Source organism: Moorena sp. SIO3B2 (genome assembly GCF_010692525.1).
GTDB classification, from domain to species: Bacteria; Cyanobacteriota; Cyanobacteriia; order Cyanobacteriales; family Coleofasciculaceae; genus Moorena; species Moorena producens.
Map to the genome: position 1 here is coordinate 74371 of NZ_JAAHHE010000011.1, position 14812 is coordinate 89182.

Here is a 14812-nt window from a genome sequence, read left to right on the forward strand (position 1 = left end):
TCTGGTTAATTATTCATTAGTGATTCAATAAGCAATTAGCATTCAGCAGACAGCTGAATGCTAATGTGATTCAAAGCCCGATAATTAAAGGGATTAACTGAACTTGATATTAATCGTTTCAACTACTACTTAACTACTACTTACCAGTGGGAAAAGCACCAGGTCGCACGGTCAATTTAGTATCTCGTTGATTGCGGCGCAACTCTAGGATTAAATCACTGCCTACTTTCGTTTTAGCCACAGACTTCTGAACTTCTGTTGCATCTTTGACCGGCTGATCATTGATTTTGCGGATCACATCACCCGCACGCAATCCTGCTTTGGCAGCTGGGGAATTAGCTATTACTTTGGCAATCAATACCCCTTTTTCTTCATCAACCATCAATCCAGCATTGGGATTACTGTTGATCTGTTGTTTAACTTCTGGGGTTAAGGTTACCATCTGGATGCCCAAGTAAGGATGTTCTACTTTACCCTCAACAATCAGTTGCTCAGCAATTCCTTCCACCGTATTAATGGGAACGGCAAATCCTAATCCTTGAGCACCCCGAATAATGGCTGTGTTCATGCCAATCACTTCACCGGAGGCATTGAGCAGGGGTCCGCCAGAATTACCGGGGTTAATGGCAGCATCGGTTTGGATAAATTCCACTCGCTTATCGGGAACACCGACTTGAGAGCTAGAACGACCGGTAGCACTAATGATGCCAGTGGTTACAGTACTATCTAAACCAAGGGGATTACCAATTGCGATCGCCCATTCTCCTGGGGTGAGTTGATCAGAATCACCGAGAGCAACGGTAGGTAAGTTTTCTGCCTCAATCTGGATCACGGCTACATCTGTCAAGGGATCGCTTCCCACTACCGTCCCTTTAAATTGGCGACCATCTTTGAGGATTACATTAACAGTATCCGCACTATCGACTACATGGGCATTGGTGAGAATATAACCATCGGTATCGATAATGAAACCTGAACCGGTACCCTGTTCAACTCGCTCTTGGGGTACATCGGGAAATGGTAACCTAAAAAATTCCCGGAACATCGGGTTTCTAAAAGTATCTGGGACTCTACTGGTGACGGTTCTAGAAGCGTTAATCCGCACCACTGCTGGTCCAACTTGTTCTACCACATTGGTGATAAAGTTGGGATTTTGAGTAACTACAGGTTTAGTGCCTGGAAGCCTAGCTGTTTTGTTCTGAGGGACAATTGCTTGAGGGGATGTGGATTCTGGAACAGAGTTACGTAATGCTACATAACCGCCGGAAAAGCCTAACCCTGCTCCCAGTAACAACAGTGACACATAAGTTCCTGCTTTTTTTAACGGATTACGGGTGGTGTGATTAGATTTGGGGGTTTGATGGTCTAATAGCATAAGATTCTGTTGACAAAAGGGTAGATCGACTGGTATTTCGACTGGGAGGCAGTGGGCTTGATATTGGTTTTGAATCAGTGTCAGCAATAACTGGGCTTTGATTAATTGATGATTTACGCACCAAGATTATTATTAATCAAAGGCTGAAATCGTTGTAATTAGGTTAATAAAGTGGGTTAGCGGTGTAAGTCCTATAATTTAATCTAGACATGTTCTGTTAATTTTCTGTGAGAGCAGTGTTTAACTTAGATTAAAATTATTGAGGGTCGGGACCTGAATACAATTGGCAATACAATTAGCAAGGGAAGCCACCCTTCGCTTCGGGGGCTATACCATAGGGGCAACGAGGCAGAAATAGTCCCTATCCAATATGATTATTAGTCTAGCGCATTCCCCTAGTCATGGAGGTTGACAATACTACCAATCTGTGATGGGTTAACCGAACATCTATACACTTCTAAGATGAAATAGTGTCAGAAATGCTACCTTAGCGTGATTTGGTAATGGATAATGGGTGATTGGTGATTCGCTAACTATTACTGAAACTATTACTGATTACCGATTACTGATTACCTAGGAATTGTGGTCAAGGGTAACTTCGGAGCATTAAAATTCGGAGCATGTAAACGAAAGTTGTTGGATTTTTACCAACATTTCACTATTGAATAGTAGGTTGAATAAGGGTTAAAAATAGTTTGTAAATTGCTCAAGCAATCCATAATACTAAAAATTTAGTAGGTAAGGTATAATATACCTAGCATCTGTTGTTGCTCAAAAAATAAAAACTATAAAGTGTAAGTTAAACACATGTAAATTAAAGACATGTAAATTAAACACATGTAAATTAAACAGATGGTGTTAAACTATTATTATGCAGATTCATCGACTTCCAGCCCTTTCTGACAACTATATCTTCTTATTACACGACCCCAAGCAGAATATTGCTGCTGTTGTTGATCCAGCCGAGGCTAAACCGGTGATACAGTGTCTGAAAGAAATGGATGCGGACTTAGTGGCTATTTTCAACACTCACCATCACATGGATCATGTGGGGGGAAATCGACAGTTGATCCAGCAGTTTCCCGATGTCTGTGTATATGGGGGAGCTGAAGACCGGGGTCGGATTCCTGGTCAACAGGTGTTTTTAGAAGAATGCGATCGCGTCGAGTTTGGTGATCGCCTTGGTGAAGTCTTGTTCGTTCCTGGACACACCAGAGGACATATTGCCTACTACTTTCCCCCAGTAGTCTCTGGTGAAACCGGTGAACTCTTCTGTGGCGACACCCTATTTGCGGGGGGTTGTGGCAGACTATTTGAAGGAACAGCAAGCCAAATGGTAGAATCCCTAGGCAAGCTAAGGGATTTACCAGATAATACACGAGTATGGTGTGCTCATGAGTACACCTTAAAAAATCTCCAATTTGCCCTGAGTGTCGATGGTGAAAACCCGGACTTACAAGGGAGATTTGCCCAAGTCCAAGAGGCGCGTCATCGTAAAGAGGCAACGGTACCCTCCCAGTTAGGGGTTGAAAAGCACACCAATCCATTTTTACGTTGGGAAGAGCCTGCCCTACAGTCGGCTGTTCAAGCAAAAGAACCCGTTAAGACATTTGCACGGTTACGGGAGATGAAAGACCGATTCTAAGATTATTGATAAAGCCTTGATCAAGGGACATATTTCCTTGAGGATATGCTCCTTTATTAGTTGGACTATAATCAAGGTTGAGTTAATAAATTTAGTTAATCCAATTGAGCAATAGAAAAAAACCATGCTTAGCGAATTGCAGCAAAGAAAATTGACCCAGTTGTTTAACGTGTACGATCAGCAAACAAACGGTTTTTTAACCCAAGCCGATTTTGAACGGATTACTGATAACCTTGCTGCCATCAGGGGTTGGACACCGGGCTCGCCAGACTATGACAATCTTCTTGCTATTTACATGAGGATTTGGAATGGCGTGCAAAAATTTACCGACGAAAATCAAGACCAGCAAGTGACCTTGGATGAGTGGTTGACTTATCATGAAAATGTACTGAGTGACACCGACGGTAACGAAGCAGTAGTCAATGCTAAAGCGGCAGGGATTATTTACCTATTGGATTCTGATAAAGACGATAAAGTTACTCTGGAAGAATACCGACAGTTTTTTAAGGCTTACGGTATTGACGACAGTCAAATTGAAGAAATTTTTGGACGCTTCGATCAGAACAATGATGGTTACATTGACAAACAAGAGATATTAGATCTAGTTACCGAATTCTATTACAGTCAGGATCCAGAGGCTCCGGGAAACTGGATTTTCGGTTCCTACTGATGATTTAGGTTTGCCTATTGGCGGATATGTCATCCCCGAAATGGTTTAATAAGTGTTTTAATTGACACGGAGCCCTCAGTATTCAGCCCTCAGCCCTCAGCAATCAGCAATCCGCAATCAGCACTAAGTTGCGATCGCTTACAAATTGTCGTAATATGGAATGTTTGTCGAAGCATTATCATTCACGCTAAACTATAACCGAAACTAAACACTATGGCACAACGTGTACAAGTCGTTTTAAGCAAAGACGTTCACAAACTTGGAAAAGACGGTGATCTGGTAGAGGTAGCTCCGGGCTATGCTCGCAATTATCTCATTCCCCAAGGAATTGCAGTTAGGGCCACCTCTGGTGTTCTCAAGCAAGTTGAGCGGCGCAGAGAGCAAGAACGGCAGCGTATCCTCGAAATCAAGCAACAAGCTGAGTCGATGAAGACTGCTCTACAAACTATTAACCGCTTTACTATCTCGAAGCAGTTGGGTGAAGATAATGCTATCTTCGGTACTGTTACTAGCCAAGACTTGGCAGATGCAATCCAAGAGTCTACGGGCAAAGAAATAGACCGCCGAGGTATTACCCTACCTGAGATTAGTCAACTTGGTTTCTATAATGCAGAAATTAAGCTTCATCCAGAAGTTACAGCTACTGTAGAAATTCATGTTGTTCCCAAATAAGTTAATTAATAGTTTGTTTAGTTTGTTGACACTTGACTGTTGATTGTATCATCCTGTCAACTGTAAATTAAACAACAGGTGCTTAATTTGTTCAGGTTGTATTAGTTGCGCGTAGGGCATAAGCTAATAGCACCTCAAATAGCGTGGCACAGGCTTCTAGCCTGTGACATAGCGCATTAGCATTAAGCTGATAGCTGATAGCTGATAGCTTAATGCTAATAGCTGATAGCTAATAGCTGACCTTTACCCTGAACTTTAATAGACTAGTTTGCTATGACTCAAAAACAAGATTTTTCAGCGTTTGGGAACTCTATACCACCCCAAAATATTGATGCCGAAGAGTCTATTATCGGAGGCATTTTATTAGACCCGGAAGCCATGGGTCGAATTGCTGATTTCCTGAATTCAAAAGCTTTCTACGTCCGGATTCACCAAACCATTTACGAAGCTGCTTTATTACTTTATAGCCAGGGTAAACCGACGGATTTGATGAGTGTTACTACCTGGCTTTATGACAATGACTTATTAGAGAAAGTTGGGGGTCAAGCTAAGTTAGCTCAGCTAGTTGAACAAACGGTTTCAGCGGTCAATATTGACAGGTTCGCTAAGTTAGTGATGGACAAGTATCTGCGCCGTCAGCTAATCGAAGCCGGTAACGAGATTTTTAAGTTGGGTTATGAGACATCCTTGGAATTGGAAACAGTCCTTGACCAAGCGGAACAGAAAATTTTCAGCCTCACCCAATTGCGTCCTCAGCAAGGTCTAATCGCGATTTCTGAAACCCTAGTCCAGACCTTCCAAGATATAGAAAATCGGAATCAGGGTATTGATTTGCCTGGTATTCCATCAGACTTCTATGATTTGGATGCCCAAATTGGGGGGTTAAGTCCGTCTGACTTAATTATCATTGCTGGTAGACCATCCATGGGAAAAACTAGCTTAGCGTTAGGAATTGCTCGTAACGTAGCTGAAAAAATGCCAGTGGCGATTTTTAGCTTGGAAATGTCAAGAGAACAACTAGTGCAGCGGTTGTTAGCTAGTGAAGCGAAAATTGACAGTAACTTTTTGAGAGCTGGGCGCATTGCTCAAAATCAGTGGGCACCCTTGAGCGAAGCAATCGGTGTGTTATCAGAGTTGCCTATTTATATTGATGATACCGCTAACCAGACTGTGATGCAAATGCGATCGCATGCTCGTCGTCTTCAAGCAGCCCAAGGGAGCCAGTTGGGATTAATTTTAATCGATTACTTACAGTTAATGGAAGGCAGTGGTAGTGAAAATCGAGTTCAGGAGTTGTCTCGGATTACTCGCTCTCTCAAAGGATTAGCTCGGGAACTGAAAGTCCCAGTGGTTGCTCTGTCTCAGTTAAGTCGAGCTGTGGAGTCTCGCACCAACAAACGACCAATGATGTCGGATTTGAGAGAATCGGGTTCCATTGAGCAGGACTCGGATTTAATCATGATGCTTTATAGAGATTCCTATTATAATCCAGATTCACCCGATGGAGATACGGCAGAAGTCATCATTGTTAAAAATCGTAATGGTCCGACAGGAACGGTGAAACTTATCTTTAAACCTGGGTTAACCAAGTTCCTGAATATGGCAAATCAAAGAGTGTAACCTACCACAACTGAGGCGTAAGCATTCAGCTATCAGCCATCAGCCATCAGCTAATGCGCTAATTGAGGTGCTACTTGATGTGCTTATGGGCGATTAGGAAGCTACGGAACTTTTGAATCAAACAAGTAAGCAAAAGTTTAATCTGAGTTATGAAAAGCTGACTGCTGACCGCTGTTCGCGTAGCGTGAGCCAAAGCTCACGGCTGAATGCTTACACTGAGGGTTATTTTGGAATTATTATAGGTCAAAAATTAACTTTATTTTATCTAACGTTATTTACAGGACATAGATTTAATCAAATACTATTTAATCGAATGATTGAGTTCTGAACTTTAGTTTTGTACCCAGGTTTTATTAATATTTTGTAACAAAAAGGCGATGCTATTTCTAGTGTTATTCTGTTTACTAAAACTCCCAATCAGCGAGAATTCACCAACTGGGAGCAAGTATTCAGTTCATCGCTGAATTAGCTAATTTATTGCTAATTTACTAGTTAATTTTCAACAATTCCACATCAAAATTCAGCGTAGCATTAGGCGGAATCACCCCACCGGCACCACGGGTACCATAACCTAATTCTGGGGGAATGATCAGCTCACGACGACCACCAACCTTCATAGAACCAACCCCTTCATCCCAGCCTTTAATAACCTGTCCTACACCGATTTTGAAGGAAAAAGGACGATTGCGATCGCGAGAACTATCAAACTTACTACCATCCTCCAGGGTACCAGTGTAGTGAACCACTACCGTCTGTCCCTTCTCAGGCATTGCTCCCTCACCCTCAACCACGTCGATGTACTTCAAGCCCGACGGTGTTGTAACCGTCTCAGCCTCAGTATTGGTTTCGCTTTCTGAACTAGAATCCATAGCTATATCTCGTTTATCATTAACATCTGGGTTAGCACTGTTAGCTGTTGTCACTACTTCCGGCTGAGTGTTGGTAATTTCTCCAGCAGTGGTAGATTTTTTACCCATACCTACTTGAGCCACAACCAAAAGCAACCCAAAGGCTACTATAACGCCTATGCTGATCAGAATTTGTTTCAAAGTCTGTCCTCCTAATTGATTATCAACGCCAGAGCTTATTTTCTAAATCCCGCACCTGACGCTCCAGACGGTCAATACGACCTCGCAATTCATCCATTTCTGATTGGCGAGGAACCCCTAAATCCTGCAACATATTGCGCAACTGCCGTTCCATGTTGCTCTCAAAGTTACCCTGCTCTGACTTGATCTGATTCATCAGATCATCCACAAAAGCGGTGGCTTGGTCGGAGTTTATTTTACCATCTTTGACCCATTCATCACTTACCTCTCGCAGTTTTTCGGCAACCATTGAGGTTGTGCCAACCCCAACCAACAATAACTGCTTGAGCCAGTCGTTATTATCCATAATTGTTATCCTGTTATCCTGTTATCCTGTTATCCTGTCACTCGGCACTTGATGGGGCTGGGATCAACTAGGCTTTCCTATGATTGGAGAAGTTTCATTGATTCCCAGCCTACAGTTCTATTCTGTGACATCTTTCCTAGAACAGGAGAAGAGGGAGAACAGCGGGAGGAGAACGGAGGAGGTGCAAGAAGGTGCTATGTATCAAGCAACCTAATAAAATGCTCTGGTGAATCAGTGGTGATGGTGATGATGGTGCTGTGATGCCTGCACAGCTGCCAACTGGGGATTGATAGATAGAGCATTTTCTGATACAAGTACCTCAATTTGAGGATTAGCCCACTCCGCTGCCATCTCTAAGAATTCTGGATGATCATTAACACAGGGCATCTCTAGGTAGGTAACCTCTGAGTTACGACGTTTTAGACCGTGGACAATGTGATGCACATCTAAGAGGGTTTCGTGATTCTCTGTGGCAAAGCCAATAGGCATAAACACAATCGCCTTAGCCCCTAAGTTAATCAGGTTCTGGGCTGCTAACTCCGCGTGAGGCTGAGTCCACTTAATTAAGGGAGTTTGGTGGTTAAGCCAGCCCACAGAGATTAGGGGATACTTATACATCAACTTTTCCCTTACTGCCTCATACAATGCCTGACTTTCGTCAATCCCAGACACAAATCCTTTAGCTTCGTGGGGACAGCCATGGTTCATCAGGACAATGCCAATTTGGGAGGGGAGATAGGCTTGAGCTAAATCGGTAGTAATTTTCTCTTCCACCAATCGAGCAGTTAGATTAATGTACTCTGGTTCGTTATAGAAAGACGGGATGTAACGCAATCCCTGAACCCAGTGTTGATCTCCATCCTCTAATTTCCCTAGGGCTTTATTGACCTGTTCCACCGCAATGCCGCTAGTAAAGATGGAATCCACCACTAGCAGGGGATAGATCAGCAGTTTTTGGAACCCTTGCTCCTTAATTTCACAGAGGACTTGTTCTGGCAGAAAGGGAGCGCAGAAGTTAAAGGCTTTGAATACCTTGACCTGATCGCCCCATTTAGCTTGCAGGTGTTTTTCAATACCTGCCCGTTGCTGTTCAAAAATATTGTTGTGGGGTGAAATAAAGTTGTCATGCTGGTGCCCCCACTCGTGGAAGTCAAACATTGCCAAAATTTTGGCTAAGGGTGGATAGATCCAGTTGGGGACTGGGGCAAATTTGGCGGTAAGCAAGTTTAAGGCTTGTTCGTTGTAGTTGGCGAAGTCTTCGTAGCTTTCGACTTCTCCATAACCCATGAGTAAAACCGCAACTCGTTCGTGACCATGGGTTGGGGAAGGTTTTACTGATTGAGATTTTTCTGGAGTGGCAACCACTTGGTATTCCTACTGGCTAAACGTCTATTCCTGGGGTATCCCTGCTTTGTCTTGGGTGCAGAATGTACCCCTGGCATTTATTAGGCTAACATCCCCCATGGGGGGATATAGGACATACCACAATAGCCTGGAAAGTTCGGTAAAGATACTAATAACAAAATCTCGATTAGGTTATAATAGGATGTCTGGTCTTAATTAAATCTTATTAAATGAGCTGATCAGTTCGAGATTAGCCCACTAGCCTCTACCAAACGCGCAAGCGTCGTCCTTTGGGCGAAGGGAGTGGGGTATTTTTCGACGGAAAGCTCAGTTCAGGTTTTGTCTAATAAATTATAATGGACATAAATTGGGGTGAATTTATGTCTATTTGATAACCAAAGCCGAAAATGCCCTTGGTTATTGACAGTGGACCAAAAGCCTGATTGGAATAGAGCAATTAAAATCAGATAAAATCAGAAACTTGGCGGTGGGGCATCCCGTCAATAGTAAAGCTTGTCGAGTACCCGAATGCGGATCGGTTTTCGTAAGGAAATGGCGATAGCTGGGGTTGGCGAGAAGCCCACACCTACCCCCGATCCCCAACAGGTGTGGGAGATGTCACAAGTAGGACAACGCAATGTCGGTGTAAGCAGCACAATGCTGACGTGCTTGTACATCAACAGGAGGCATAGTCATTAAAACCAAATCAAACTAGGACAAACAACGCACATGCTCAGTCAGAAAACAAAAACTACAGATATAGGATTCACTCACGAAGATTTTGCTGCCCTTCTGGATAAGTATGATTATCATTTTAGCCCAGGGGATATAGTTCCGGGTACGGTATTCAGTCTAGAGCCGAGGGGCGCTCTGATTGACATTGGTGCGAAAACCGCCGCCTATATTCCGATTCAGGAAATGTCAATAAATCGAGTTGATAATCCTGATGAGGTTTTACAATCCAACGAAACACGGGAATTTTTCATCCTGACCGATGAAAATGAAGATGGACAGTTGACTCTCTCTATCCGTCGCATTGAGTATATGCGAGCCTGGGAGCGAGTGCGCCAACTACAAGCAGAGGATGCTACGGTGCGTTCTCTGGTATTCGCCACTAACCGTGGTGGAGCGTTGGTACGTATTGAAGGGTTGCGCGGTTTTATTCCTGGTTCTCATATTAGCACTCGGGCAGCCAAGGAAGATTTGGTGGCCCAAGAACTGCCCCTAAAATTTCTGGAGGTAGATGAAGACCGTAATCGTCTGGTACTATCCCACCGTCGTGCGCTAGTTGAGCGCAAGATGAACCGCCTAGAAGTCGGAGAGGTGGTGATTGGCTCAGTACGAGGAATCAAACCTTACGGTGCATTCATTGATATTGGCGGGGTCAGCGGATTGCTGCACATTTCCGAAATTTCCCATGATCATATCGATACGCCTCATAGTGTGTTTAATGTCAATGATGAACTGAAAGTGATGATCATTGACTTGGATGCTGACCGAGGTCGGATTTCTCTGTCAACAAAGCAGTTAGAGCCAGAACCGGGAGATATGATTAACAACCGGGAAGTGGTATTCGAGAAGGCAGAAGAAATGGCTCAGAAGTACCGGGAGAAGATGCTAGCACAAAAGCAAGGTATAACTCCAGAAAGTATGACTCCAGAAGCGGTTGAAACCCAAGAGCCCCAAGAGTCCCAAGAGCCCCAAGAGCCTCAACAAGTCCAAGAGCCCCAAGAGCCTCAAGAGCCTCAACAGGTTCAAGAGCCCCAAGAGCCTCAAGAGCCTCAACAGGTTCAAGAGCCTCAAGAGCCTCAAGAGCCTCAACAGATCCAAGAGCCCCAAGAGTCCCAAGAGCCTCAAGAAGACCCAGTGCCAGAGGGAGAGTTTGTAGCAGCTGCCATCGACGAGTAACAACCAGGTGCGGTAACAAGAATTAGCCGTTAGCTGAGGCTAATGGCTAATTTGTGTTTATGGCTGTGTTCCGGAACAAGAGCAAAGAACTTGGCAGGTGCGAATCTTGATCAACTAGCTAGTAGAATGAAGTTGATTACAATAAACAGCGGCATAAACCCTTGGTAACCATTCGTTGTGGGAAGGTGACTTTCCCCAATATTGAAGCAGTCATATTTGATAAAGACGGTACCTTAGAGGATTCACAAGTTTATTTAAGAGAACTAGCCTATAAGCGATCGCGTTTAATCGATGCCCAAATTCCTGGTATTGGAGAACCCCTCCTGATGGCCTTTGGTGTCCAAGATGACACCCTTGACCCTACCGGGTTAATGGCAGTGGGTAGTCGTCGGGAAAATGAAATTGCTGCTGCGGCTTATATTGCTGAGACTGGTCGGGGTTGGCTAGAGTCATTGGAAATCGCTGGGAGTGCCTTTGTTGAAGCCGAGAAGTACTTGCAAAATGCGGCTGGAACTTCCCCAATGTTTGCCGGTAGCCTCGAAGTCCTTAAATTCCTCTCGGAAGCTGGTTTAAAGCTGGGTATTCTATCGGCAGACTCTACGGCTGGCGTACAAGCCTTTGTCCATCGACACCAGCTAGACCCCTATATCCAATTACAGCAGGGTGTGGATTCTGAAATCAGTAAGCCTGATCCCAGGTTGTTCCTACAAGGGTGCCAATCTTTAGAGGTAAAACCTGCTTCCGCCCTAATGGTAGGAGATTCAGCCGGTGATATTGAGATGGCAAAGCGTGCTGGTGCAGCGGGTTGCATTGGTATTTGCTGGGGCAAGCCAGAAGCTTCCCATTTAGAGGGAGCTGATCTAGCGATCGCGAGCCTGGATGAGATTGAAATTATTTAAAGTCAACTATATTGAATCGGCAAGGGGTGAGAGAAGTGTTATTTTCAATTTTCAAGTTTCAATAAGCACAACTCCCGCAGCCTTGGTGCGATCGCACCAATTGGTAAAACCTGTTTGACCTTGACCCCAGACAGAATTTTAATCTTATTGATCAACTCCTGCTGGAGCAACTGATTATCCGTTGTCATTCCTGCCGACGGCTTAGGAAAAATATCCACTGCTCCTGCATCTAAAAGCTGAAAAATCTGATCAGTATCCTCTTGCTGCACCGAAACACTAATCACCAGAATCGGTCTAGGATAGAGCGCCATAACTTCAGATGTCAACTCCAGACCATTCATCTGGGGCATATGGAGGTCTGTACAAATGACATCTGGTTGAACTTTGGGAATTAAGTTCAAAGCTTCTAAACCAGTTCCAGCTTCTCCCACCACTTCAATTTGCTCTGATGAATTCAGAATCCTTTTCAGTACTACTAGAGCAATCGGTGAATCTTCAACTAATAAAACTCGAATAGTCATTGATTATTTAATAATTTTAAATTTTTCATTTTTAATTACCAATTTAACCTTAAAGCTTCACAATTTAAACTTAAATATTAACCTTGTATATTAACTATCACACAAGTATTTGCAACGTTTCGATGAGAAAATCTTGATTAAATTTTCCTTTTGTTATATAGGCATTAGCCCCCGCTTCCATCCCTTTTTTATTATGTTCATCGGAAGCCAAAGATGTTACCAAAATTATTGGTAATTCGTTATACTATTGATGCTGACGAATTATGGCAGTTAGGGAAAATCAGTCTAGATTTGGCATTTCCACATCAGATATTACGGCATCAAAGTAACGGCTGTTTAGTTTGTTATAGCCATCTAATCCATCTACAGCTGTCACTACTTCATACCCAGCCCTTTCTAGTATCCGTTTTTCTTGGGTGCGAACGGTAATCGAGTCATCTACTAGGAGAATTACTGGCGTCCTTTTAACGATTTGCCTTAGTTTGGTTGAGACTGTGGATGTGTTTGACTGATAGGATTGTAATGATGTGAGCAAATCTGGAGGGTTAAGAATCATACAAACTTCCCCTGTACCGATAATAGTTGCTCCACTGACATTACGCACCCGCTTTAATAACTTACTTTGAGGTTTGATCCTGGGGGGGCGACATGAGAGCTAAAAAGTAGACTGTATAAGCGACCTAGCTCTCATACCTCGTAAATAATTATTGAGCTTATGACGACTTAAGCGCATCAAATCATCAACTAATTACCAACATTTATCCATAAAATTAATCCAATTTTGAGCATATAGTCCAATATAAAAACTGGACGGTGCGCGCCTCCTAGGCCGGGTTCCCCGGCCTTGGGTCGCACCGCTATGTCTTTTAGTTGAACGCCCATATTGTTTGACTCTAGCCACATATTTATGAACTCCTTGTCTTGATGCAGTCGCTCATGGTTTGAAGTTACCGTAAGACAGGCTCGCCTTAATCAATGGAGGCGCGCTTTCCTATGGCGAATTAAATTACGGGGTCGCGCCTCAAGTTTTAACCCTTTTCTGCATAGCCTAACAACCATAAAGGCGAGCCTGTCTAAGGTTTCGTCTCCGGGGGGAACCCCCAAGACCGCGCTGCATCGCTTTTATTAATTATTTATCCTTGTATTGTGGAAATCAGATAAGCGAAAGATATTATAACAACTAAAGAAATAAAGCGTTTTCCAACCACATTGCTGCCTGACCTATTATATCCACCGCTCTTATAATCTCGGAACATTTGTTCAATATTAAAACGTTGTCTTGATCCAGTCGCTCATGGTTTGTTTGCGACTGCACCAAGACATGACTCTGCGATTTTTTCAAGTTTAACATTTTTGGTGTCTTGTCTAATAATTACTACAAGGTTAAGGAATAATAATTGAGATTCGGAAAGGAGATTTTTTAGATGTTTTTGATATAATTATGGTAGCATTTTCAATCTTATTGGTCGTCTTGACAATTTCTGACCTATCTTTTTTTACCATAATTCGCTCAATTTAATATCTATCAAGGGTTACAGGCCGCTTGTCGCCCCCCCAGGAATCTTTGACTAAATTAACCGTTTTAAACGTGACCATTTTTTGGATACGATTATCGATGTGATAGGAATTGTTAATGAGCCCAAAATAGTCACGCTTTATGTCTGGATTAATACTTCTAAATGACCAAGAACTGTAAATTCCTTTTCTTGCGGTTTATAAGGCATAGTTATTAATGTCTATCCCCAAAATTTTAACCTTCCATTTTTATAATTCAGGAAGGATTTTATGGAATAAAATAGCAATAGAATAGGGTTATTATCCAGTTGAACATCCTGCAATACAAATCTTAATTATTTTGTGGTTATTTTGTCGTTTAATTATATCTGGAATAATGTGATTTTGTCAGGTTTTAAAATGACATTTATAGCAGTCGCTAGGGTAATTATGACATGACAAAAGTCTCAAACTACAGTATGGCAAGAGTTTAACTTCTGACTTCTGACTTCTGCTATATCTCGCCAAAAGTAACTTTAATTATTAGTCATCATGGCAACTAATTTTTGCCATTATATATTACTTTATATAGTCTTATCTAAGAGTTTATAGTAACTTTATGGTGAACCAAATTTGAGAAATTTCATTCTCACAAGGATGGTTTCAATTAAATTGTCTTGGTCTGCTTCTTTAATAACTAATCCTGTCTGCTGGGCAATTAATCGAAGAAAAGCTTGTTTTAGCTCAACACTTAAAGATTCTGTGTTTGACACGTTAATCCCGATTGACTGACAAATCCAATGTGGTTACAGTTATATAGTTCCCAGTCAATCTGCCCAAGTAACACTAATTTAAAAACCTATAGCAATCCTAAATCATTTGTAAAATATGCAAAATCGTAAATCCTTACTGGGCAAGGGTTATAGCGATAGCTTCGCCGAATATATTTCACGAATCATAAAGGATTGCTATATTGGTACCTATTAATTTAATTCCTTATGTTCGGTTGTTCGCCTTTGGGGGTTGTAGGTTATTCGGCTGAAGGTTAGCAAGTTAGCAGGTTGAAGGTTGAACGCGACGCGCGTGCCTATTGGCCAAGGTTAGCAGGTTGAAGGTTGAACGCGACGCGCGTGCCTATTGGCCAAGGTTAGCAGGTTGAAGGTTGAACGCGACGCGCGTGCCTATTGGCCAAGGTTAGCAGGTTGAAGGTTGAACGCGACGCGCGTGCCTATTGGCCAAGGTTAGCAGGTTGAAGGTTGTTAGCTTGAA

11 protein-coding genes and 4 pseudogenes are annotated in these 14812 nt (G+C 42.7%); 6 read left to right on the plus strand and 9 right to left on the minus strand.

From position 1 onward, the window contains the following. Positions 1–136: 136 nt before the first annotated feature. Entirely contained in the window at positions 137–1375 is a 1239-nt protein-coding gene (locus F6K38_RS04810) for an HhoA/HhoB/HtrA family serine endopeptidase (protein WP_008180013.1), read from the minus strand. An 871-nt stretch (positions 1376–2246) separates the two neighbouring features. On the opposite strand from F6K38_RS04810, the gene gloB reads away from it, so the two are divergent. The 4 genes from gloB to dnaB all read left to right on the plus strand — a co-directional run bounded on the left by gloB (position 2247) and on the right by dnaB (position 5982). Then, on the plus strand, positions 2247–3020 hold the full coding sequence (gene gloB / locus F6K38_RS04815; protein ID WP_287256190.1) for a hydroxyacylglutathione hydrolase: 774 nt from the start codon (positions 2247–2249) through the stop codon (positions 3018–3020). A gap of 124 nt (positions 3021–3144) precedes the next feature. Beyond that, a complete protein-coding gene (locus F6K38_RS04820; protein ID WP_008180019.1) occupies positions 3145–3690 on the plus strand; it encodes an EF-hand domain-containing protein in 546 nt (181 codons plus the stop codon). 213 nt (positions 3691–3903) lie between these two features. Next, positions 3904–4362, plus strand: a complete 459-nt coding sequence (rplI, locus tag F6K38_RS04825) for a 50S ribosomal protein L9 (RefSeq protein WP_008180021.1) — start codon at positions 3904–3906, stop codon at positions 4360–4362. 273 nt (positions 4363–4635) lie between these two features. Next, complete coding sequence (gene dnaB / locus F6K38_RS04830; protein WP_287312317.1) at positions 4636–5982, plus strand: replicative DNA helicase; 1347 nt, start codon at positions 4636–4638, stop codon at positions 5980–5982. Between the two features lie 488 nt (positions 5983–6470). On the opposite strand, the gene F6K38_RS04835 is transcribed toward dnaB, so the two are convergent. From F6K38_RS04835 to F6K38_RS04845, 3 genes are all read right to left on the minus strand, one after another. Further along, complete coding sequence (locus tag F6K38_RS04835) at positions 6471–7031, minus strand: FKBP-type peptidyl-prolyl cis-trans isomerase (RefSeq protein ID WP_008180023.1); 561 nt, start codon at positions 7029–7031, stop codon at positions 6471–6473. 22 nt (positions 7032–7053) lie between these two features. Then, positions 7054–7377 (minus strand): phasin family protein, encoded by a 324-nt coding sequence (locus F6K38_RS04840; RefSeq protein WP_008180024.1) that lies wholly within the window; start codon positions 7375–7377, stop codon positions 7054–7056. 231 nt (positions 7378–7608) lie between these two features. Further along, positions 7609–8742, minus strand: a complete 1134-nt coding sequence (locus F6K38_RS04845; RefSeq protein WP_044492316.1) for a ferrochelatase — start codon at positions 8740–8742, stop codon at positions 7609–7611. 708 nt (positions 8743–9450) lie between these two features. On the opposite strand from F6K38_RS04845, the gene F6K38_RS04850 reads away from it, so the two are divergent. Together F6K38_RS04850 and F6K38_RS04855 are read left to right on the plus strand one after the other, a co-directional pair. Continuing rightward, positions 9451–10629 (plus strand): 30S ribosomal protein S1, encoded by a 1179-nt coding sequence (locus tag F6K38_RS04850; protein ID WP_008180027.1) that lies wholly within the window; start codon positions 9451–9453, stop codon positions 10627–10629. A gap of 161 nt (positions 10630–10790) precedes the next feature. After that, positions 10791–11528, plus strand: a complete 738-nt coding sequence (locus tag F6K38_RS04855) for an HAD family hydrolase (protein WP_044492317.1) — start codon at positions 10791–10793, stop codon at positions 11526–11528. A gap of 116 nt (positions 11529–11644) precedes the next feature. On the opposite strand, the pseudogene F6K38_RS04860 reads toward F6K38_RS04855, so the two are convergent. The 5 genes and pseudogenes from F6K38_RS04860 to F6K38_RS04880 all read right to left on the minus strand — a co-directional run. Continuing rightward, positions 11645–12049 (minus strand): annotated as a pseudogene (locus F6K38_RS04860) (response regulator); the annotation flags it as partial. A 97-nt stretch (positions 12050–12146) separates the two neighbouring features. Continuing rightward, positions 12147–12683, minus strand: a pseudogene (locus tag F6K38_RS04865) (response regulator); the annotation flags it as partial. Beyond that, positions 12667–12968 (minus strand): annotated as a pseudogene (locus F6K38_RS04870) (hypothetical protein); the annotation flags it as partial. The pseudogenes F6K38_RS04865 and F6K38_RS04870, both read right to left, overlap by 17 nt. A 596-nt stretch (positions 12969–13564) precedes the next feature. Continuing rightward, positions 13565–13750 (minus strand): annotated as a pseudogene (locus tag F6K38_RS43230) (hypothetical protein); the annotation flags it as partial. A 410-nt stretch (positions 13751–14160) separates the two neighbouring features. Beyond that, positions 14161–14316, minus strand: coding sequence for a hypothetical protein (locus tag F6K38_RS04880; protein WP_154659684.1), 156 nt, complete (start codon positions 14314–14316; stop codon positions 14161–14163). Positions 14317–14812 lie beyond the last annotated feature (496 nt).